Genomic DNA, 20035 nt, shown 5'->3' on the forward strand with positions numbered 1-20035 from the left:
AAGCGGACGGAGACGACCGCCAGCGCTCGCAGACGGACCGAAGCGGACGGGCGCGGACGGCGCCGCCCCGAGTGACCCCGGGCTACGCGGAGCTCGGCGCGATCCCCATCGGCGTGGGGCTGCGATCTGCGTTCCGCAGCGGCTCGCGCATGGTCACGAACTCCTCGGCAGCGGTCGGGTGGATGCCGATCGTCGCGTCGAACTGCGCCTTGGTCGCGCCGCACTTCAGCGCGACGGCGAACCCCTGGACGATCTCGCCGGCGTCGGGCCCGACCATGTGGACGCCGAGCACCCGGTCGGTCGCGCGGTCGACGACGAGCTTCATCATCGTCTTCTCCTCGCGCCCGGAGAGGGTGTGCTTGAGCGCGCGGAAGGTCGAGAGGTAGATGGCGACGTCGTGGTGCTCTCGCGCCTGCGCCTCGGACAGGCCGACGGTGCCGACGTTCGGCTGGCTGAAGACGGCGGTCGGGATGCCGGCGTAGTCCACGCGCGCGCGCTCGCCGCGGAAGAGCGTCTTCACCAGCGCCATCGCCTCGGCGATGGCCACGGGCGTGAGCTGCACGCGCGAGATCACGTCGCCGAGCGCATAGATGGACGGGACCGACGTCTGGAACGCGTCGTCCACCACGACGGCGCCCTCCTCGTCGAGCTTCACCCCGACCTCCTCGAGGCCGAGCCCCTTGGTCTTCGGCAGGCGCCCCGTCGCGTACAGCACGCAGTCGGCCGCGAGCTCGGTGCCGTCGGCGAGCGTCGCGACGAGCGCGTCGCCCTGCCGCGCGATGCTCTCGACGCTCGCGCCCAGGCGGAGGTCGAGCCCCTTCTTCTGGATCTCGGCGGCCAGGAACGCCCGGACGTCGTCGTCGAAGCCGCGCAGGAGGTGCAGGCCGCGGTGGATCAGCGACACCTTGGCCCCGAGGCCGTGCAGGATGCCGGCGAGCTCGACCGCGATGTAGCCGCCCCCGACGATGACCGCCCGCCGCGGCATCGTCTCGAAGTGGAACAGGTCGTCGGAGGTGACGGCGAGCTCGCGCCCGGGGAGATCGGGGATCCAGGGGTAGCTGCCGGTCGCGACGAGGATCCGCTCGGCGGTGATCCTGGCGCCGTCGATCTCGACGGCGTGGGGATCGACGACCCGGGCGTGCCCCCGCCGGACGTCGGCGCCCGAGTTCTTCAGGAGTCTCTCGTAGACGCCGTTCAGGCGCTCGATCTCCTTGTCCTTGTTGCGGAGGAGCGTCGACCAGTCGAACGACGGGCCGGCGTGCCCGTTCCCGCTGGCGCCGTGGCCGGGCACCGTCCAGCCGTAACCGGCGGCGTCCTCGAAGTCCTCGGCGTAGTGCGAGGCGTAGACGAGGAGCTTCTTCGGGATGCACCCCAGGTTGACGCAGGTGCCGCCGAGGTGGCGCGACTCGGCGACGGCGACCCGGGCGCCGTAGGAAGCGGCCATGCGGGCTGCGCGCACGCCGCCGGAGCCGGCGCCGATGACGAACAGATCGTAATCGTACTTGGACATGGCGGACGACTATGCCCCATGTGGGGCGCGGTCGCCGCGCGCCGTGCGGTCGCGCGCGACGGGCTCCGCTCCCTCCGGCTTCGGCTCGGCCACTGGCGCGGGGATTCTGCTACGGTCCCGCCGTTGCGCTCCTCGCCCCACACTGGAACCTTCGCCGACGCTCCGCCACCGCGCCCGCGCGACGGCGACCTGCAGCCGCGCCTCGCGGGACGCGCGCGCCGCGCCCTGCCCTTCGCGCTGGCGGCCGCGCTCGTCGCGTTCGTCCTCGGCCGGCTCGACTTCGACGCCTTCCGCGCCGCCCTGTCGCGCGTCGACGCCCCGCTCTTCGTCGCCTTCGCCGCCCTCTTCGTCCTCGCGCTCCTCGGCGCCGACACGTTCGCGACCGTCCTCGTCTACCGCCGCCTGATCGCGCCCGTCGCCTTCCGCGACTTCCTCGTGCTCCGCGGCGCCTCCTACCTCCCGTCGCTGCTCAACCACCACGTCGGTCAAGCCTTCATCACGGTCTTCCTCGCGCGCGTGCACGCCGTGCCGCTCGCGCGCGTCGCCGGCGCGACGCTCGTCGTGTACGCGTCGTGGCTCGGCTGCCTGCTCCTCCTCGGCGCCGTCGCCGTGCCCGCGAACGGCGGGCCGCTCGCCGGGTCCGCCCTGCTCCTCGCGGCGGGCGCGCTCTACCTTGCGATCCTCGCGCTGCGCCCGGCCCGGCTCGCCCGCGCGAAGCTCCTCGCCCCGCTCTTCGAGGCGGGCGTGCGCGGCCACCTCGTCGCCCTCGCCGCGCGCATCCCGCATCTCCTCGTCCTGTTCGCCGGCACCTGGCTCCCCTTCTGGTTCTTCGACGTGCGCATTCCCCTTGGAGCCGCCCTCACGTACATCCCGATCCTGATGGTGGCGGTGACGCTCCCCATCACGCCGCAAGGCTTCGGCACGCGCGACGTGCTCGCCGCCGCGCTCTTCGAGGGCTTCGCGGCCGGCGCGACGCGCGACGCACGCCTGGCCGCCATCGCCGCCTCGACGACGACGTGGGCCGTGGCGCTCACCCTCGTCGAGGCCGCGCTCGGCCTGGCCCTCCTCCGGGGCGTTTTGCCCCATATGGAGGCAAAGCGCCCCACCGACGCTCCCCCGTCCGGACATGACGCGGCGTAACGCGGTTCGCCGTCACGTTATTTCGAAATCTTGCAACCAGGCTACTCGCCACGTCGATTGGCGCATGGTTTGCCATAGAGCCGGAGAGCGGCGGAAGAGCGGCCCAGCAGACGCGCAGCAGACGCGAATGAGAGGCCCAGCAGAGACCAAAGAGGCCCTGCGGAGGCCAAAGAGAGATAGGTCGGCCAAGAGCAGGTTCGGCGTGGCGAGTTTCGGGTTATAGTCTCCGGCCCCCTGGCGTTCGTTTCGTCCTTCTGGCCGCGTGCGACCCGCTGAACATCGCAGACTGGACCAGTCCGCGCCGAGCGACCCTCTATGAAGAATCTGGTTCGTTTCCTCGCCTCCTCCGATCACGACGTCGCCCGCGCCATACGCCACGTGCGCCGGCAGGTCCTCAGCTTCACCCTGCCCGCGCCGCGGCCGCTCGTGGTCCCGATGCGCATGGCGTTCGAGGCAGCGCGCGAGGTGTATTATTTCGGTGCGCGTGTGCTCGTCTGCGAACCGCATTTCAAGTCCCACTGCGTGCAGTACGGCAAGGGTGTCCGGACGGGGACCTTCATCCACTTCATCAATGGGCGTGGCGACATCATCCTCGGTGATAACGTGGTGCTCGACGGCAAGACCGACTTCATCTTCGCCGCGCGGTTCTGCGACCGCCCCACGCTGCGGATCGGCGACAACACCGGGATCGGGCACGGCTGCCGGATCGTCGTCGGCAAGTCGGTCACCATCGGCAAGCACTGCATGATCGCGGCGGGCGTCTTCATCCTCGACTCGAGCGGCCACCCGAGCGATCCGGAGGCCCGGAGGCGGGGCCTGCCTCCCTCGGACGCCGAGGTGCGGCCGGTCGTCATCGAGGACAACGTCTGGCTCGGGACCCGGTCCACGATCTTCCCGGGGGTCACGGTGGGCGAAGGCAGCGTGGTGTCGGCGGGCTCCATCGTGATGGCCGATGTCCCTCCGTACACCGTCGTCGCTGGCAATCCGGCCCGACGGGTGGCATCACTCCGGACGACCGAGCCGCCGCCGCCCATCGGGCCCGCGGCGGACCGCGCCGATGCGAGTGTGATGAGGCACGGCGCGGACGACGCTGCGCGTCGCTCGGGCTCCGACAGCGCATCTTAACCCTGGAGTTCTTTCATGGTGATCGAGGTGGAGAAGGTGATCGATGTCATCGTCACGGTCGGCCGCTTGCCCGCCGCGATCAAGCCCGATGACGACATCTACGACGCGGGGTTCTCCTCGGTTCGAGCGCTCCAGCTGCTCACCGAGCTGGAGGACCAGTTCAACGTCGCGCTCCCCGACGACCGGTTCAGCGTCGCCCGCACGCCGCGCGCGCTGAGCTCCCTCATCCAGGAGCTCGCGCCGTGAGGAGGCTCGTCACCGTCGAGCTCGCGGCGCCTGCGACCGAGATGGCGCAGGAGGAGATACCCAAGCAGATCGCCTTCCTCTCGAAGGAGATCGCGAACATCCGCTTCGTCCGCGAGGGCGCCGCGCTGGAGTTCGAGGCCCCTGAGGAGCGCGCGGCCGGCCTCGCGAAGGCGGCGGAGGGCCTCGCGCGCACCATGCAGCGCAGCCTGCGCCAGCTCACGCGGAAGCTCGTGTACCGCAGCCCGGCGTGCGATCGGGTGGAGTTCCGGGGCGGCGCGCTCCCCGCCGGGATCACGCAGATGGGCCAGGGCCAGGTCGCCCTCGAGGGCATCCCGCTGCGGCTCTACCGCTACTTCGATCGCTCGCTGGAGGCGCTCGGCGCGCCGTTCTCGCCGAGCCCGATCCTCGTGCCGACGTTGATCCCGGCGGCGACGCTGGCGAAGTGCGACTACTTCCGCTCGTTCCCTCACATCGTCACGTTCACGTGCCATCTGCCGGAGGACATGCCGCTCATCGAGGATTTCCGGGCGCGGCATCAGGACCGGGACACGCTCGACGAGCGCGCGCTGAGCGACATGGCGCAGCCGGAGGTGTGCCTCTCGCCGGCGGTCTGTTACCACGTGTACGCGGCGAACCGGGACCGGGTGCTGCCGGCTGGCGGCGCGCGCTACGCCCTCGCGGGCCGCTGCTTCCGCTACGAGTCGAGCAAGATGGTCGACCTGCGGCGGCTCTGGGAGTTCACGATGCGGGAGATCGTCTTCCTCGGGTCGCGGGAGGACGTCCTCGCGCTGCGCGAGCAGGGGAACGAGATCGTGGCGCGCTACCTCGACGAGCACCGGCTCGCCGGCGAGATCCGGACGGCGAGCGACCCGTTCTTCATCGCGCCGGACGCGGCCGCCAAGACGTACTTCCAGATCAGCAGCGAGACGAAATACGAGATCTCGTTGATGCTCCCGGAGGGCGAGCGCGTGGCGGCCGGCTCGCTGAACTACCATACCGACTTCTTCGGCCGCGCGTTCAGCTGCGATGTCGAGGGCGCGGGCCCGATGCACAGCGTGTGCATCGCGTTCGGCCTGGAGCGGTGGGTCTACGCGTTCCTGGCCCAGCACGGCGACGATCCGGCCGGCTGGCCCGATGTCGTGCGGCGCGCTCCCGAAATGGCAACCCTGTAGAGCGGCGCATCGCCGCTTCGTCGCTTGCTCGCAGTTCTTTTTCCCGGGGGATCTGAGAGGCTTCGCGTCCATGCAGCTCGAGCGCGTCGATCCGGTCGCGGCGGCGGAGGAGGCCAGCTTCGTCCTGCGCGAGGCGTGGCCTCCGCCGACCCTCCATTACACGGCCGGCTACCTGAGATGGCAGTTCGGCTTCCCCGGCCCGTCGCCGCAGGCCGTGCTCGCGCGAAAGGGCGGCGAGCCGGCCGGCTTCATCGGCGTCGCGCCGCGCCGCTTCCGGTTCCGGGGCGCCACGTCGGAGGGATATGTCCTCTCGTTCGTGAGCGTGCGGCCGAAGTTCCAGGGGCAAGGGCTGGCGAGCCGGCTGTACACAGAGCTCCTCGCCGACCTCCGGACGACCCGCCTGCCCATCGCTGTGTTCGTGGAGGCGCGGTCCGCGCCCGCGCAGCGCGTGCTCTTCAAGGCGGTGGCGGCAGTGGGTCTCGAGCTGAAGCAGCTCACCGCGTGCCGGAACCACGGCTTTCTCCCCCGGGCGGGCGCCGCGCCGCCGCGGGCCGTGGCCGCGCCGGCATCGGCCGTGCAGGACGTGCTCGCCGTGATGGCGGCGTGCAGCGGCGAGCGCGTGCTGTGGTCGGCGCCCGACGCGGCGCACCTCGAGCACGCCCTCCGCGATCCACGGCCGCGCCGGCTGCTGCTCGTCGAGGAGGCGGGCCGCGCCGTCGGCGCCGCGGTGGTGTTCCTGTCGGAGATCGCGACCGCCCGGGGGATCGACCGCGTGGCGACGCTCGGCGCGCTCTTCCTGCCGGAGCCGACCGCCGATCGGCTCGCGGCGGTGATGCGCGCGGCGTCGGAGGCTTTCGACGGAAAGACGACCGCGCCGACGGTGAGCGCGCCGAACCTGGCGATCGTCCCCCAGGACCAGCTCAGGCCGGCCGGCGTGCGCGCGACGGCCGCGACGTTCGACGCGTTCGTGATCCACCCGAAGGGCGGGCCCTGGCTGGACGCCGAGACGACCAACCTCGAGGTCGTCTGACGCAACGGTGTCCCAGGGGCATCCATCTACATTACAGATGGTTCCCATGAGAACAATGCCGATTCACAAGATGGATCGGCAGGCGCATGTTGACGCCATGAGCAACAACACTTCTTCGATGGTGATCCGGCGCTCTGGCGAGCGGGGCTATGCCGACCACGGGTGGCTGCAGTCGTTCCACACGTTCTCGTTCGCCGACTACCAGGATCCGGAGCACATGGGCTTCCGTGCGCTGCGGGTCATCAACGACGACCGCGTCGCCCCGTCGCGGGGGTTCGGGATGCACCCGCACCAGAACATGGAGATCATCACCTATGTCCTGGAGGGGGAGCTCGCGCACAAGGACAGCATGGGGAACGGGTCGATCATCCGCCCAGGCGAGGTGCAGCGCATGTCGGCTGGGACGGGCGTGTACCACAGCGAGCACAACACCTCGAAGGCGGGCCCGACCCACCTGCTGCAGATCTGGATCGTGCCGGATCGGCGCGGGGTTGCGCCGAGCTACGAGCAGAAGGCGTTCTCGAAGGAAGAGCGCCAGGGCAAGCTGCGGCTCGTCGCCTCGCAGGACGGGCGCGAGGGCTCGGTCACGGTCCACCAGGACGTGAGCCTGTTCGCGGGGCTCTTCGGGCAAGGCGAAGAGGCGCGCTACGAGCTCCCGGCCGGCCGAAACGCCTGGGTCCACGTCGCGCGCGGGAGCGTCGAGCTGAACGGGACGCTGCTCGAGGCCGGCGACGCGGCGGCCATCGGAGCCCCCGGCGCGGGAGGAGCAGGTCAGTCGCTCCACCTCGTCGGGAAGGGCGCGGGCGAGGTGCTGCTGTTCGACCTCGCCTGAGGGGCGGCTCTCGCGCGCTCCGCTCGCCGGCGGCTCGATGAGACAGAGGAGACAGCGGGAGATCGCGCCCATGATCCACGGCGTCAGGAGAGGCCTGCCGCCTGCAAGGGAGCTCCCTGGGGCAAACAGGCACCTTGCGGGCGGCGGCGCGACATACTGCCATGATCGTCATCCCTCTTCGCTCGACCCCCGCAGACGCGCTGCTGTTCCGGCGCCACGAGGCGGCTGAATCCGTGAATCTCGATCTGGCAGGCTTTGCGCGTCTCTCCCGCTTGCTCGCCGGCGGTATACGCTCCATAGAGATCTCATGGACGCCATCGATCTCCTCGTACGCCACCACCGCGAGCTCGAGCAGCGATTCTCCGAGCTGAAGGAGGCCTCTTCCGTCACCGCGGCGCAGTTCTCCGCTGCCGCCGACCTCCTCGCCACCCACATCACGATCGAAGAGCAGGACTTCTACCCGGCCGTCCGGGCTCGCCGCACCGAGGATATCCTCCTCGAGTCGCTGGAGGAGCACCTGTCCATCAAGCGGGTGCTGGCCGATCTCGTGGCCCTCGACGCCGCGGACGAGACGTTCGGGGCCAAGCTCCATGTGCTCGCCGAGCAGCTCGAGCACCACCACAAGGAGGAGGAAGAGCACCTGTTCCCCAAGGTCAGGAAGCTCCTTGACGACGGCGCGCGCGAAGCGCTCGGGCAGCAGATGCACGCGAGGATGCGCGCGCTGCAGCAGGGGGAGCCCCGCAGGCTCGTCCTGGGCCAGACCGACGCCGCAGCGCCCCTCCCCTGAGCCATGCGCTGCCTCTCCAGCCCCCTCTCCCCGGTGGCCCCCGGTGCCGTGAGCGCCCGGACACGCAGCGCAGAGACGGCTGGACAGCTGGACGACTGTTAGAAACGATACCCTCGCGCAACACGCGCGTGCTGAAGCCGGACGTAAAAACCTGAGCCGCACGCGCGCGCCAGCGCCACCCTACAAGTCAGAGAAACCCGAGAAATTCGTCGGAGCGAATGCGATTTTTCTAGTAGGAGTTTCCCTACGGTTGTTATTCTAGACTGCTGCGAGTCTCGTGGCAGGGGTCCGGAATGGCCGCGGGAAGAGAGCATGCTGCGAAGAAGCCGATGGACAGGGCCTGATGCCGTACGCCAGCTGCTCGGCGCAGCGGACGCTGTCCGGCGCGCGAACAAGCGATGTCCAACGCTCACCGGGGGATCTTCGACGGAGGTAGGATGACGGCTCGACCTGTACTCTCGATTGACACATCCTTCGACCCGGACAGCGCGTGGTTCGCGGCCGGACGCACGCAGCTCTACGGGCGTATGGGAGAGCAGTTCTCCATCGTACCATTCGGACGCGCCAGCGCGGAGCGGAGGCGGATACTCCGCCAGATCGCGCGCGCCGAAAGCACCGGCAATCCATTCCGGGCGATCGTTGTGTCGTCCCACGGCAAGACGAGCTGCGTTGTGGACGACGAGTCGCCCGATGGCATCCTGCTGTCGCACGAGAGCCCGGCGCAGGAGATCGAGCTCTGGGCGCGCAATCGCGTGCTCTATTTCTGCTGCGGCGAGACCGCGAACGGCCCGCTGTTCGACAGGCTCCTCGACGCGGGAGCGCGGGCGGTGGTCGGCTTCACGGGGAGGCTCGGCGCCACGACCGTCGACGGCAAGTTCTTCTGGCGGCTGCTCGATCACGAGCTGGTGACCTGCGCGCTGCACGAGCAGCAGGTGCCGGGCTTCGAGAGGGCGCGGCAGCAGTTCCTGGAGCGCGTCACGCTGCGTCTCACGTCGCTCCCCGACGACGGAGCGGTGCGGGACGAGCTCTCGAAGATGAGGGACCTGCTCGTGTCGATGGTGATCCGGGGCCCGGGGAAGGGCTAGCCCGAGCGCGGCGCGCTCTCCGGTGGACCGAGCGCCGCGGGGTCCGGTAGATCCAGGAGAGCCATGAGACGCAAGCCGACGGTGGTGCTCTCCTCGGCGGCGCTCCTCCTTGCCGCCATGACGGGCGACGGCCTCGCCAGCCCGCGCGCGGCCGTGCGCGAGGAGGCGGAGGAAGCGAGCGACGCGTGGTTCATGGACGGCGGGCGCCACGTCGCCGTCGAGCGGCTCGGTCCGGCCGCGCTGGGCGCGACCTCGACGCCACGCGCGCTCGCGCCGGTGCGGCTCCGCTATCCAGGCGGCCGGACGGTCGAGGCGAGCGTCGGCGCGACCGCGATCGTGGAGGTCGAGCCCGGCGCGCAGGACGCGCTCGACGCGCTCGGCGCCGCCGGCGTGGAGCTGGTGAGGCCGCTGATGCCCTCGATCGGGCTGTGGCTCGTCAGGGACACCGGCGGCGGCGATGGCCTCGACCTCGCCCAGCGCCTCCAGGGCGCGGCGCGGCCGGCCTCCGTGCGCGAGGCGATCCCGGACCTCCACGTGCGCCTCAAGGCGCACGGCGCGCCGTTCGCGCCGGACGACCCGCGCCTGCCCGACCAGTGGTACTTCGACGACCTCCGGATGCAGGAGGCCTGGGGGCGCACGCAGGGAGACGCGGCCACGTCCATCGTCGTCATCGACACCGGCTGCGACCTCGATCACCCCGACCTCGCCGCGAAGATGGATCCAGGCCTGGACGTCATCGACGACGACGACGACCCCACCTACCAGCCGGGCGAGCAGAGCGTGAACCACGGGACGGCCTGCGCGGGCCTGATCGCCGCCGACACCAACAACGGCGTGGGCATCGCGGGCGGCTGCCCCGCCTGCAGGCTGCGGTGCGTGCGGCTGATCGACGACGAGCCGAGGCCGATCTCCGCCTCGCTCGACGCCTTCGAGTTCGCCCTGCAGGTGAACGCCGCCGTCGTGTCGAACAGCTGGGGGTACGCCGACCCGATGCCCGTCCCCAGGGTGGTCGAGGCCGCGATCAACCGCCTGTTCGACGCCGGGCGCAACGGGAAGGGGGCGCTCGTCCTGTTCGCCGCCGGCAACGACGACCGGGAGATCCTCGACGACGAGCTCCAGGCCGTGCGGGGCGTCCTTACCGTGGGCGCCGTCAACCACCTGGAAGACGTGACGCAGTTCACGAACCGCGGGAGATCCATCGATCTCGTCGCGCCCACGGGGACGCTGAGCACCGACATCGCCGGGAGCGAGGGGGACGACGCGAGCGACTACACTGACCGGTTCGGCGGCACCTCGTCGGCGTGCCCGGTCGCCGCCGGCGTCGCGGGGCTGCTGGTGAGCGCCGCGCCCGAGCGGACGGCGGGCGAGCTCTACGACGTCATGATCCGGACGGCGCGGCTGGCGCCCTACGCGGTCCCCGACGAGAGCGGGCACGATCCCATCTTCGGGCACGGGATCATCGACCCTGTCGCGGCGCTCACGGAGGTGCTCGGGGACGAGCCGCCGCCGCTTTCGGGAGGCGGCGAGGGCGCCGACGACCAGCGCGCCGGCTGCGCGTGCGCCTCGGCCGGCGCGGGCTCAGGCGAGCGGCGAGGCCTCGCGGCGGCGGCGCTCCTCGGCCTGGCCGCGGCGGCGCGCCGGCGCGGCGCGGCCCGCGCGCGCCGCTGAGGGGGACGTCACGCTCCGATCCGCCGCGTGTCCCGGAGCGCATCCCGCCGGGCGAGCAGCCATGCGCGCGCCTCGCCCTCCGTCTCGAAGAACTCGACCGGATAGGATTGCCTCGTCAGGAGCTGCACGCTCTTCGCGGCGAGCGTGGAGACGACACGCACGGCGAAGCTCGCGCCGAACAGCGCGATCGCGTCGAAGCGCACGCCGCGGAGCTCGTCCGCCATCACCTTGCGCGCCGACGCCGAGATGGTCCCGGTGCGGCGCGCATCGGAGAGCACGAGGACCGCGCGGCCGCTCTCCGACAGGCGCCTGCACGCGGCGGCGATCGCGCGCGCCGTGTCGTCCGAGATATCGCCCTCGATGGCGGTGCACAGGATCCCCTCGGCGTCCTCGCGGAGGGCCCGGCTTGCGTCGTCGATGCGGGGGTCGCTCATGGCGTTGCACGGTAGCTCGTTTGCGCGGCGGTACGACGTTCGCTCGATCACGGACGCCACCCGCGACGACCGGCGAAGCGGCCGATCGAGCGCGTGGGTCGCGGATCGAGGCCGCGCATGCGCCGGGTCGTCCGCGCGCCGCGGAGGGTGACGTCACGCCTGGATCCGCCGCCCGGCCCGGAGCGCTCCCCGCTGCTGGAGGAGCCACGCGCGCGCTTCGGCTTCCGTCTCGAAGAACACGAGCAAGGGGAACCGCTTCGTGAGGAGGTGGATGCTCTTCACGATGAGCGTCGCCATGACGCGGATGGAGAAGCTCGCTCCGAAGACCGCGATCCCGTCGAGGCGCGCCGAGCGCAGCCCGTCCAGGTACACCTTCCGCGCCGCCGGCGTGACCGCCCCGCAGCGACGCGCGTCGGCGAGCACCAGGACCTCGCGGCCGCTGTCCGTCAGGCGCTGGAAGGCGTCCACGAGCGCGCGCGCGTTGTCCTCCAGGACATCGCCGTCGGTCGCGATGACCAGGAGGCCATCGGGCTCCTCACGGAGCTCGAAGCGCGCGCCCGCCGGACGGGGATCGCTCATGCCAGGCATGGTAGCCCATCCCCGCGAAGCGCGTCCTGCGCGCCGGCGCTGCGCGACGGCGCGCGCCTCGGAGGGCGGCGGGCGTCATGCGCCCTGCCGCTGCGTGGCCCGGAGCGCGCCTCGCTGGGCGAGCAGCCACGCGCGCGCCTCGCCCTCCGTGTCGAAGAACGCCAGCGGATAGACCTCGCCCGTGAAGAATTGCACGCTCCTCGAGGCGAGCGTGGTCACGACGCGCAGGGAGAAGCTCGCCCCGAAGACAGCGACCCCGCTGAAGCGCACGCCGCGCAGCTCTTCCGCCAGCGCGCTGCGCGCCGCCGCCGTCAGGGTCCCGACGCGGCGGGCGTCGGAGAGCACGAAGATCTCGCGACCGCTGTCCGACACGCGCCGGAACACGGCGCAGAGAGAGCGCGCGATCTCGTCCGAGATGTCGCCCTCGATGGCGAAACAAAGAATGCCGTCGGCGTCCTCCCGGAGGAAAGGGCATGCGTCCTCGGAACGGGGCTCGCTCATCTCCCGCAGGCTAGCGCATCCGGCTCACGGCACGACGAGCGCTCGCGGGGCCGGCGCGGGAGAGCGCTCGCCGGGTGACGCGCCTCACCGAGCGCCGCGTCGTGGCGCCGGCCGCCGCCGCCGAGCGCGCCGCCCGGCGCGAGTGCCCCCGCTCAGCGCCTGCGCCGGCGCGCGGCCAGCGCGAGCAGCGAGGCGCCCAGCGCGCAGCCGAAGGACGCGGCGGAGCTCGCGGCCGCGGCGGCCGGCGCCACGACGCGGCAGCCGCACCCGACGTCGTCGACGCCGCCCGCTGCGCCCTCGGCGGGCGCCTCGCCGCCGGCGCCGCCGCCACCACCGCCGGCGCCCTCCGCGGCGGCCCGGCACGCGGCGACCTCGTCCGGCGTGCCGATGCACAGCGTCGGCTTGCGCGATTCGCCTTCTTGCAGGCCGTTCACCACGATCACGGCGAGGTCATCGGCGCCCGCCGTATCGACAAGCGCCGCGCCGGAGGCGACGTCGCCGGCGCGCACCACCTCGCCGTACACGCGGCCGCGCCGCGCCGCGAGCAGCAGCGCGAGGCCGGAGAGCTGCGCCGGATCGTCCGCGGGCGCCGCGAGCGCGGCCGTCATGGTCGCGCGCCCGGCGGGGGAGACGCTGAAGTACTGCGCCGACGCATGGAAGACGCGCAGCCCGTCCGCGTAGGGCGCGGCGACCTCCTCCGGGGCGAGCCCGCGGTAGCCGGACCCGGCGGCGTAGGAGCGCTCGGGATCCGCGGCCGATCCGGTGAGCAGGTTCCAGGCGGCGAACTCCACGAACGCCTCGGCGAACGTCGTCTGCGCCCGCGACGAGAGCAAGGGGTCGAGCTGCTCGAACCACACCGGATCCGCCTCGCCGTTCGCGCCGTCCTCGAGGCGCTCCCAGAGCGCGCGGACCGTGCCGTCTCCGAAGCGCTCCTCGAGGAACTGGAAGAAGAGCGCGCTCCCGTAGCTGAAGGGGTCCACAGGGCCGGTGAAGGGCACGTCGAGCGACCGATCCGTGTTCGCGAGGTAGCCGTCGACGAAGCCCTCGAAGTCCTTCAGCGAAGGGTCGAACGACTCGGTCGCCCAGACCGCGGTCCCCTCCGTGATCAGCGTGTCCTGGCCGTGGTCGTAGCCCGCCTGCACGGCGTGGAAGAGCTCGTGGCTGCCGAGGATCCGGTTCGCCGTCAGCGTCGACGGATAGCCGTAGCCGCTGTAGTCGTTCTCCTGGGTCATGAAGCCGGCGCAGCGGTCCCCGGCGTCCTCGGCGCAGGCGTCGACCCGGAACGCCCCGTCGCCGACGCCGGCGAAGTCGACGAGGTAGACGTCGAAGCGGCCGTCGCCGCCGTTGTCGGGCAGGTCCTCGTCGCTCCTCGGCGGCCGGAAGCCGAGGACGTCTCGGTAGTGGGTGATGACCTCGTCGTAGACGGCGGCGACCTCCTCGACGAAGTCGGGGACGCCCGTCGCGTCGCCGTCCTCGGCGGGCACCGCGCAGCGCCCCTCGCGCGCGAAATGGACGAGGAAGCTCCCGGACGCCGACGCGAAGGTCTCGACGACGTCGTCCGGATCGAACCGGAACTGGAGGCTCGTGCCGCGCGCGTCGGGCCGTTCGAGCGGCGCCGCGGCGGGCCCGTCGAGCGGCGCCGCGGCCGTGTCGTCCGCGCCGCAGCCGGCGAGCGCCGGCGCGAGCGAGGCCGCGAGCGTCGGCGCGAGCCAGGCCGCCGCGCGGCCCAGGCGGCGCCATGGGGCCGCGGCGCGGCCCAGGCCGCCGCGCCACGCGGGCACCGCGCCGGCGATCCGCGTCACGGCAGGAACGCCCACCGGATCTGGAAGTTGGCGGAGCCGGTGTCCTCCATCGGGACCATCCCGGTCTCCTGGCACTGCGCCTGCGTCTGCTCGTTGTAGAAGTGCGTGACGGTCAGCTTGAGGCTCCGGCCGTCGGCGAGCTGGAGCACGTAGACGAGGCCGGTCATCTTCACGCACCCGGGGTAGGTCCAGTAGCCGGAGAGCGCCGTCGCCGGGGAGTCCAGCCCGGAGCCGTCGGGGATGAGCTCGCAGCTCTCGGTGAAATACTCGTCGCTGCGGAGCCTCGGCTCGCCGGGCGCCTCCGCGATCCCATCGTAGTCCGGGGTGCCCGGGAGCCGCGCCGCCGTGACGCAGGACGGCCCGGAGTGGCCGCTATTGATGCGCACGATGTAGCGCCGGAAGGCGATGTCCCAGTCCATGGACTCGAGCGCTGCCTCGTCGGAGAGCTCGACCTTCTCGAGGCCGGCGTCCGTGAACCGGGCATAGACGTAGGCGTCGGGCTCGGAAGCGAAGGGGCCGCCCGCGGTGGCGTCGACGATGGAGCGGATGCCAGCGCCGTCCTGCTCGTTGAGGATCTCCCCGGGCGCCACGGTGTCCTGGAGGTTCATCTGCTGGAAGACCTCGTCCTCGCAGGGCACCGGCGTGGGCTCCGAGCAGACAGGCCCGGCGGGGAGCCCGCCGCCCTCCGCGCCGCCAGGGCCCACGGGTTCCTCGGAGCCGCAGGCGCACACGGCGAGGAGGGCGAGGCCGGCGGCGACGAGGGGAGACGCAGTCGAGGTGCGCATGGGCGACATCGTAACCCAAAGTCGGAGCCGGCGTGCCCGCTAGGGCGCGCCGCTGCGCTGGTAGAGCCACCAGTCTCCGACGTGGTCGACGGCGACGATGCTCGGGTCCTTCGCGAAGAGGTGATTCGCCCCCGCTCGCCGGCGGACGAGGAACCAGTCGAAGAAGGCGCCGTGGCGGCGCACGTCGAACTTTTCCGGCGTCCACTCCCACCGGAGCGGCGTGGGCGGCGGGACGACGGCGCCCGGCTCCTCGCGGGGCCTGTAGGCGACGGGCGAGGCATCCCAGACGGCGAAGTGGAAGCTGAGCCAGCCGCCTCGCGTGGCCTGCACCCAGGCGGGGAGATGGATGAACGGCGTCGTCGTCCGGGTCGAGCCGCCGTGATCGAAGACGAGGTAGAGCAGCCTCGGCGCCTGCGGGACGCGGGCGATGATGGCGTCGAAGTCCCGCGTGCTCTGGTCGAATCGGCGGTAGTTGTCGCGAACCACGGCGCCGAGGGAGACGGCGGCGGCCGACAGCGCGAGCACGGCCGGCACCTTGAGCCAGGGTGATCGCGGCAGGTCCGGGAAGGCGCCGAGGGCCAGGAACAGCGCGGCGACGATCTCGCGCGGGTAGACGTACCACCAGAGGCCGATCTGCAGCGGCAGGCTCAGGAACAGGCCCAGGAACACGATCGCGCAGGCGACCGGGACGAGGGCGGCGAGGCGCGCGAAGGACCGCTGCGGCGCGTCCACCGCGGGCGAGGGCGCCGCGCCGGCGCCGGTGCCGGCGGGTGAGAACGCAGCCTCGGCGCTGGCGCCTGCGGGTGAGCGCGCCGCATCGGTGCCGGCGCCGGCGAGCCGTGCGGCGGCGCCGGCGGCGCAGACGAGCAGCGCGGCGAGCACGAAGCGCGCTGCCCGGCCGGCCGCCGCCGCCTCGGCGGGGTCGGTGAAGCTCGTGAAGAGGAGCGACGGGACCTCGCCGAGCCGCTCCCAGTGGAGCGCGGGCGCGATGGGCGCCGCGTGCAGCGTGTCGGTACGGACCACGAGCCACGCCGCGAAGAGGGCCAGCGAGGGCGCAAGCGGGAGCGCGATGGGGCGGAGCCGCCGCGTCGCCGGGAAGACGACGATCGCCGTGCCGACGACGGCGGCGAGCGCGAACGGGAAGCGGAAGATGTGCGTGAAGAACAGCGCGACGAGCGCGAGCGCGAGCGCGATCTGCCGGCCGCGCGAGGGGCGATCGAGGAGCAGGAGCGTCAGGCCGACGACCATCGCGAAGAGGCCGAGCGCGCCCATGTGGTTGAGGAAGCCCCAGTGGGTGAGGTTGCACCAGACGAGGAGCAGGCCGAGGACGCCGAGGAGCGGGCTCCGCTTCAGGCCGTGGAAGAGGACGGCGAGGCCCGCGGGCAGGAGCGCGAGCATCGCCGCCGCCGCGACCTTCACCGCGGCCACGGGAGGGAGGACGAGCATCAGCAGGGCGCCGAGCGCGTACATGGACATGTACGGGACGGCGAGCGGCTGGAGCGTGAACTGCTCGCGGAAGTGCCACGCCGGGTCGAGGTAGTGCCTGAACGCCGCCGTCTCGGCCGCGTGGAAGGGGAGATCGGTCATCGGCGGATAGCGGACGACCGCGAGCGGGACGGCGATCACATAGACGGACGCGGCGACGACGACGAGGGCGAGCGCCACGCTGAGCGGCGCGCGGCGCGCGGCGCCCGCGCCGCGGCGGAGCAGGCCGGAGAGCGCGCGGCGCGCGGCGCCCGCGGCGCGGCGGAGCAGGCCGGAGAGCGCGTGGCGCGCGGGAGCGGGCGCCGCCAGAGGCTCCGCCGGAGGGGACGGGGTACCCAAGGTGGCGGGAAGCTACCATCTCGGAACCGAGCCGAGGCCTCGGATGCCCGCCTGGAGAGGTCGCGATGTGCTGGCTCCCCCTCCCGAGGGGGGTTCGGTCGATCTGGAACCGAAAACGGGGCCTCAGCTCCCCGCCTGGAGAGGTCGCGATGTGCCGGCTCCCCTCCCCGAGGCGGGTTCGGTCGATCCTGAACCAGAAAAGCGGCCTCGGATGCCCGCCTGGAGAGGTCGCGATGTGCCGGCCCCCCTCCGCGGGTGACGCTGCTCCGGGCCTGAACGGCCGCGGGCCGCGCGAGGCTCATGGCGCCCTGGGTCCCTTGCCCCTCGCCCCCGCGGCGCTCGCGATCTGGGCCTCGAGCGCCGCCACGCGCTCCAGCGCAGCCTCCTTCGCCGCGCGCTCCGCCTCCTTCGCCGCGCGCTCCGCCTCCGCGGCGGTCGGGAAGAGCTCCTCGCCCTCGGGCCCCGTGGCCAGCCGGAGGCGCGCCTCCTCGCCCGCGCCGATCACCCGCAGCCAGCAGCCGAGCACGCGCGCGTGGATCCGGTCGACGTTCGTCGTCTCCACCCGGACGAAGCCGCGCGTCTTCAGCCTCCGGTAGCGCTGCCACCGCACCCGATCGCGGCCCCGCTCCCAGTCGGGATCGAAGATCACGAGCTCCTTCACCCCGAGCTCCCGGTAGCGCTCGGGCGCGTCCACGTAGTCCTTGTAAGGCTCGTCGGACGAGACGACCTCGAGCGCGAAGCTCGGAGCGATGCCCGTCTCCCACACCTTCCAGCTCCGCACGCGCCGGCCCGGCGGCACGCCAGGGAGCACGTACACGTCCGGGGCCACGACCTTGGAGGGATCGAACTGCCGATAATAGATGAACTGGTCCGCCCCCACGAACCTCGGCCGACCGAGCGCCTCGTACCAGCGCTCGATGAGAGGACGGAGGAGCTCCACGATCCACGTCTGAAGGGAGTCCTCCCCCATCTTCTTCTCCACGGGATAGAACGTCGGATCACGCTCCTTGCCGTCACGGTGCGCCCGCCGATGGACCTGCCTGTGCGCCTCGGTCGACATGCCCCATCCTACCCGACCGGGGCGCGCGCATCGACCCGCGCCGCAGCGGCGCGGCGCTCGCCCCTCGGCGCTTCGCCTGCCCGCGCGGCGCCGCCGCCGAGATAGGCTGCGCCCACGTTGCTGCCCACGCGCCTCGCCCCCCATCCGACCGACCTGCGCGGCCTCCCCGCCGCGTCCCGCCGCGAGGCCCGCGCGGCGCTCGCCGTCACCGCGCTCGCCACGGCGTGGTTCGCGCTCGCGGCGGCGTGGGAGATGTTCGGACCCGTCCTCGCCGGACATTACGCGTCGTCGGCGAGCGTCGGGATCATCGCGGAGAACATGCTCCGCTGGAAGATCCCCGGACCCGTGTGGGAATACACAGCGAGCCGGCCAGCGCCCGGGATGTACTACTGCCACCACCCCTGGGGGATCTTCTGGACGACGGCCGCGTTCATGAAGGTCCTCGGGCGGCACGACGTGATCTGCCGCCTGCCCGCCGTCCTCCTGAGCGCCGCGACGCCGCCCCTGCTCTACGCCCTCGGCCGGAGCGTCTACCGGCCCGCCGCAGGGGCCGCCGCGGCGGCGTCGTTCGTCGTCCTGCCGATCACGCTCTCGTTCGCGAACTTCAACGCGCTCGAGGTCCCGGTCATGGCCTGGACGCTGCTCGGGCTCTTCGGCTACGTCCGCCTGTTACAGACATCCAGGCGCCGTTACCTCGCGGTGAGCGCGCTCGGGCTCGCGCTCGGGATGCACGCCGACTGGCCCGCGTTCGTGCTCACGGGCGGGCTGCTCGCGTTCGGCGCGATCCGGGCCTACCTGCTCCCGAGGCGCGTCTTCGGCCCGCTCCCCGAGCGGCGCTACGCCGCGTGGTGGGTGCTCACCGCCTCGATCGCCGCGCTGACGGCCGCGCTCTACCTGGCCCTCTTCCAGCATGCCGGCAAGCTCGGCGACCTGCTGACGAGCTACGGGCTCCGCTCCTCGGGGAACGCCGAGCCGCTCGGCAAGGTGCTCGAGAGCCGGCGGTACTGGCTCGAGCTCTCGTTCACGCCGATCGCCATCGCCGCCGGAAAGCTCGCCGCGATCGTCTGCGCGGCGCGGCTCGTCCTGCTCCGGCGCGAGCACGACGCGCTGCCGCTGCTCTACCTCGCGACCGCGGCGGTGCAGTACGTCGTCTTCCGGCAAGGCGCCGACATCCACATCTTCTGGCCGCACTACTTCGCGGCCTACTTCGCCCTCGCCGCCGCCGCCCTCGTCGACACCGGCGCGGCGCTCCTGGAGCGCGCCGCCGCGCGACGAGCCGCCCGGGTCGCGACGCCGTCGGGCGGGGCGGCGCTCGAAGCGCCGCCGGGCGGGCCGGCGCTCGCGGCGCCGTCGGACGGGCCGGCGCTCGCGGCGCTCGCGCTGTGGCTCGTGCCGCTCGCCGCCATCCTGCGCGACGGGCTCCCGGCGCTGCGTTATGCGCGCGAGACAGGCGGGCGCTTCAACGAGCGGGGGCACCTCATCGACTCCGACGGGGCGAAGACGGCGTTCCTGCGATGGCTCGCGCCGAGGCTGCCGGAGGCGCCGACCGACGCGCCCGTCGCGATGCACGAGAGCATGAAGGCCACCTGGGCCCAGGTCTGGGCGCTCGGCGGGCGCGTCGTGACGCCCAACCGACCCCCGCCGAAGGACGCGCCGCCGCGCGGCGCCTACCTCGTGGACACGCGGTTCATGCTCGACCGGGATCAGGCGAGCCTCGCGCAGCGCTTCGACGTGACGGCGGTGGGCCCGTTCTGGGCGCTCGGCGCGGGCGCCGGGGCGCGCACCCTCTCGGCGAGCGGCATCGAGGCGTTCTCGTTCCGCGAGCGAGAGCCGGGGCCCCTCGCCTGGTACCTCGTCTCGGGCACCGAGCCCGAGCGCGAGATCGTGCCGGATCCGTTCCTCACGTGGGAGCTCCGCGCGCACTTCGGACAGCCGGCGGAGCCGCCGGCCGCGCCGCCGGAGACGCTGGAGCAGAAGCGGATCGCGCACAACATGGCGCTCGTCGCGGGCGACGGCGCGCGCGCGGCGGCGCTCTTCGCGGAGATCCGCGCCGCGCTCGCGCCGATCGAGGCGCGGTTCGACGACGGCACGGAGCTGCTCGGGACGACGTTCCACGAAGGCGCCCGCTCGCTCCTCACGATCTTCGTGCGCGCGGGGGGCCCGGCGGCGAGCGACGTGGCGCTCGCGGTGCGCTCCCGGGTCGTCGAGCGCGCCCCGCTGTCCACGACGATGGCGGACCCGGTCGTCCGCGAGGTCGGACCGCCGACGGCGATCTCGCCGCAGCGCTGGAGGACGGGCTTCCTCTATGCCGATCCGGTGCCGATCCAGAAGCGGCCAGGGACGGAGGTGTTCTGGGCGTCCATGACGGCGCGCGGGCGCGGCCGCGCGCCGAAGCTCGTGGATCGCGGCGGCGCGTCGGAGGTCGAGGTCCTGCGGCTGCGCTGAG

The 20035-nt window shown here is 72.5% G+C and carries 18 protein-coding genes; 10 read left to right on the forward strand and 8 right to left on the reverse strand.

The genetic code is table 11. From position 1 onward, the window contains the following. Positions 1–82: 82 nt before the first annotated feature. Positions 83–1510, reverse strand: a complete 1428-nt coding sequence (gor, locus tag WME82_RS34895; protein ID WP_438038827.1) for a glutathione-disulfide reductase — start codon at positions 1508–1510, stop codon at positions 83–85. A gap of 123 nt (positions 1511–1633) precedes the next feature. Here gor and WME82_RS34900 point away from each other — a divergent pair, with 123 nt between their 5' ends. The 9 genes from WME82_RS34900 to WME82_RS34940 all read left to right on the forward strand — a co-directional run bounded on the left by WME82_RS34900 (position 1634) and on the right by WME82_RS34940 (position 10595). Beyond that, entirely contained in the window at positions 1634–2650 is a 1017-nt protein-coding gene (locus WME82_RS34900; protein ID WP_438038828.1) for a lysylphosphatidylglycerol synthase domain-containing protein, read from the forward strand. A 315-nt stretch (positions 2651–2965) separates the two neighbouring features. Beyond that, positions 2966–3775, forward strand: coding sequence for an acyltransferase (locus WME82_RS34905; RefSeq protein ID WP_438038829.1), 810 nt, complete (start codon positions 2966–2968; stop codon positions 3773–3775). 15 nt (positions 3776–3790) lie between these two features. Continuing rightward, positions 3791–4021, forward strand: a complete 231-nt coding sequence (locus tag WME82_RS34910; RefSeq protein WP_438038830.1) for an acyl carrier protein — start codon at positions 3791–3793, stop codon at positions 4019–4021. After that, a complete protein-coding gene (locus tag WME82_RS34915; RefSeq protein WP_438038831.1) occupies positions 4018–5193 on the forward strand; it encodes a hypothetical protein in 1176 nt (391 codons plus the stop codon). The genes WME82_RS34910 and WME82_RS34915 overlap by 4 nt, the downstream gene beginning before the upstream one ends. A gap of 70 nt (positions 5194–5263) precedes the next feature. Beyond that, positions 5264–6223 carry a GNAT family N-acetyltransferase gene (locus tag WME82_RS34920; protein WP_438038832.1) on the forward strand — a complete coding sequence of 320 codons (960 nt, stop codon included), beginning with the start codon at positions 5264–5266 and terminating at the stop codon, positions 6221–6223. 118 nt (positions 6224–6341) lie between these two features. After that, positions 6342–7055, forward strand: a complete 714-nt coding sequence (locus WME82_RS34925) for a pirin family protein (protein WP_437748067.1) — start codon at positions 6342–6344, stop codon at positions 7053–7055. A gap of 307 nt (positions 7056–7362) precedes the next feature. After that, positions 7363–7842, forward strand: a complete 480-nt coding sequence (locus WME82_RS34930) for a hemerythrin domain-containing protein (RefSeq protein WP_437524352.1) — start codon at positions 7363–7365, stop codon at positions 7840–7842. Positions 7843–8279: 437 nt separating this feature from the next. Beyond that, the gene (locus tag WME82_RS34935; protein ID WP_438038833.1) at positions 8280–8927 is read left to right on the forward strand and encodes a hypothetical protein; all 648 of its coding nucleotides are present in this window, start codon (positions 8280–8282) and stop codon (positions 8925–8927) included. Positions 8928–8990: 63 nt separating this feature from the next. After that, positions 8991–10595 (forward strand): S8 family peptidase, encoded by a 1605-nt coding sequence (locus WME82_RS34940; RefSeq protein WP_438038834.1) that lies wholly within the window; start codon positions 8991–8993, stop codon positions 10593–10595. 8 nt (positions 10596–10603) lie between these two features. Here the strand turns inward: WME82_RS34940 and WME82_RS34945 are convergent, their stop codons facing one another. The 7 genes from WME82_RS34945 to WME82_RS34975 form a co-directional block, all read right to left on the reverse strand. Further along, complete coding sequence (locus tag WME82_RS34945; protein ID WP_438038835.1) at positions 10604–11029, reverse strand: STAS/SEC14 domain-containing protein; 426 nt, start codon at positions 11027–11029, stop codon at positions 10604–10606. A 153-nt stretch (positions 11030–11182) separates the two neighbouring features. After that, positions 11183–11608, reverse strand: coding sequence for an STAS/SEC14 domain-containing protein (locus WME82_RS34950; protein ID WP_437740830.1), 426 nt, complete (start codon positions 11606–11608; stop codon positions 11183–11185). Positions 11609–11692: 84 nt separating this feature from the next. Beyond that, the gene (locus WME82_RS34955) at positions 11693–12118 is read right to left on the reverse strand and encodes an STAS/SEC14 domain-containing protein (RefSeq protein WP_438038836.1); all 426 of its coding nucleotides are present in this window, start codon (positions 12116–12118) and stop codon (positions 11693–11695) included. 152 nt (positions 12119–12270) lie between these two features. Then, complete coding sequence (locus WME82_RS34960; protein WP_438038837.1) at positions 12271–13935, reverse strand: MXAN_6640 family putative metalloprotease; 1665 nt, start codon at positions 13933–13935, stop codon at positions 12271–12273. Continuing rightward, positions 13917–14705: an HmuY family protein gene (locus WME82_RS34965; protein WP_438038838.1), complete on the reverse strand. Its 789-nt coding sequence runs from the start codon at positions 14703–14705 to the stop codon at positions 13917–13919. Before WME82_RS34965 ends, WME82_RS34960 begins: the two co-directional genes overlap by 19 nt. Before the next feature lie 39 nt (positions 14706–14744). Further along, positions 14745–16529: a hypothetical protein gene (locus WME82_RS34970; protein WP_438038839.1), complete on the reverse strand. Its 1785-nt coding sequence runs from the start codon at positions 16527–16529 to the stop codon at positions 14745–14747. 298 nt (positions 16530–16827) lie between these two features. Continuing rightward, positions 16828–17589, reverse strand: a complete 762-nt coding sequence (locus WME82_RS34975) for a Uma2 family endonuclease (protein WP_438038840.1) — start codon at positions 17587–17589, stop codon at positions 16828–16830. 117 nt (positions 17590–17706) lie between these two features. Between WME82_RS34975 and WME82_RS34980 the strand changes: the two genes are divergently transcribed. After that, on the forward strand, positions 17707–20034 hold the full coding sequence (locus WME82_RS34980; RefSeq protein ID WP_438038841.1) for an ArnT family glycosyltransferase: 2328 nt from the start codon (positions 17707–17709) through the stop codon (positions 20032–20034). The last annotated feature ends 1 nt before the right edge of the window (position 20035 follow it).

The organism is Sorangium sp. So ce128 (genome assembly GCF_051525245.1).
Lineage (GTDB): Bacteria > Myxococcota_A > Polyangia > Polyangiales > Polyangiaceae > Sorangium > Sorangium cellulosum_B.

Excerpts from the sequence above, each read along its gene's own strand:
- gor (WP_438038827.1), bottom strand. The coding sequence starts at position 1,510 with ATGTCCAAGTACGATTACGATCTGTTCGTCATCGGCGCCGGCTCCGGC.
- WME82_RS34905 (WP_438038829.1), top strand. The coding sequence starts at position 2,966 with ATGAAGAATCTGGTTCGTTTCCTCGCCTCCTCCGATCACGACGTCGCC.
- WME82_RS34910 (WP_438038830.1), top strand. The coding sequence starts at position 3,791 with ATGGTGATCGAGGTGGAGAAGGTGATCGATGTCATCGTCACGGTCGGC.
- WME82_RS34920 (WP_438038832.1), top strand. The coding sequence starts at position 5,264 with ATGCAGCTCGAGCGCGTCGATCCGGTCGCGGCGGCGGAGGAGGCCAGC.
- WME82_RS34925 (WP_437748067.1), top strand. The coding sequence starts at position 6,342 with ATGGTGATCCGGCGCTCTGGCGAGCGGGGCTATGCCGACCACGGGTGG.
- WME82_RS34930 (WP_437524352.1), top strand. The coding sequence starts at position 7,363 with ATGGACGCCATCGATCTCCTCGTACGCCACCACCGCGAGCTCGAGCAG.
- WME82_RS34935 (WP_438038833.1), top strand. The coding sequence starts at position 8,280 with ATGACGGCTCGACCTGTACTCTCGATTGACACATCCTTCGACCCGGAC.
- WME82_RS34940 (WP_438038834.1), top strand. The coding sequence starts at position 8,991 with ATGAGACGCAAGCCGACGGTGGTGCTCTCCTCGGCGGCGCTCCTCCTT.
- WME82_RS34945 (WP_438038835.1), bottom strand. The coding sequence starts at position 11,029 with ATGAGCGACCCCCGCATCGACGACGCAAGCCGGGCCCTCCGCGAGGAC.
- WME82_RS34950 (WP_437740830.1), bottom strand. The coding sequence starts at position 11,608 with ATGAGCGATCCCCGTCCGGCGGGCGCGCGCTTCGAGCTCCGTGAGGAG.
- WME82_RS34955 (WP_438038836.1), bottom strand. The coding sequence starts at position 12,118 with ATGAGCGAGCCCCGTTCCGAGGACGCATGCCCTTTCCTCCGGGAGGAC.
- WME82_RS34965 (WP_438038838.1), bottom strand. The coding sequence starts at position 14,705 with ATGCGCACCTCGACTGCGTCTCCCCTCGTCGCCGCCGGCCTCGCCCTC.
- WME82_RS34975 (WP_438038840.1), bottom strand. The coding sequence starts at position 17,589 with ATGTCGACCGAGGCGCACAGGCAGGTCCATCGGCGGGCGCACCGTGAC.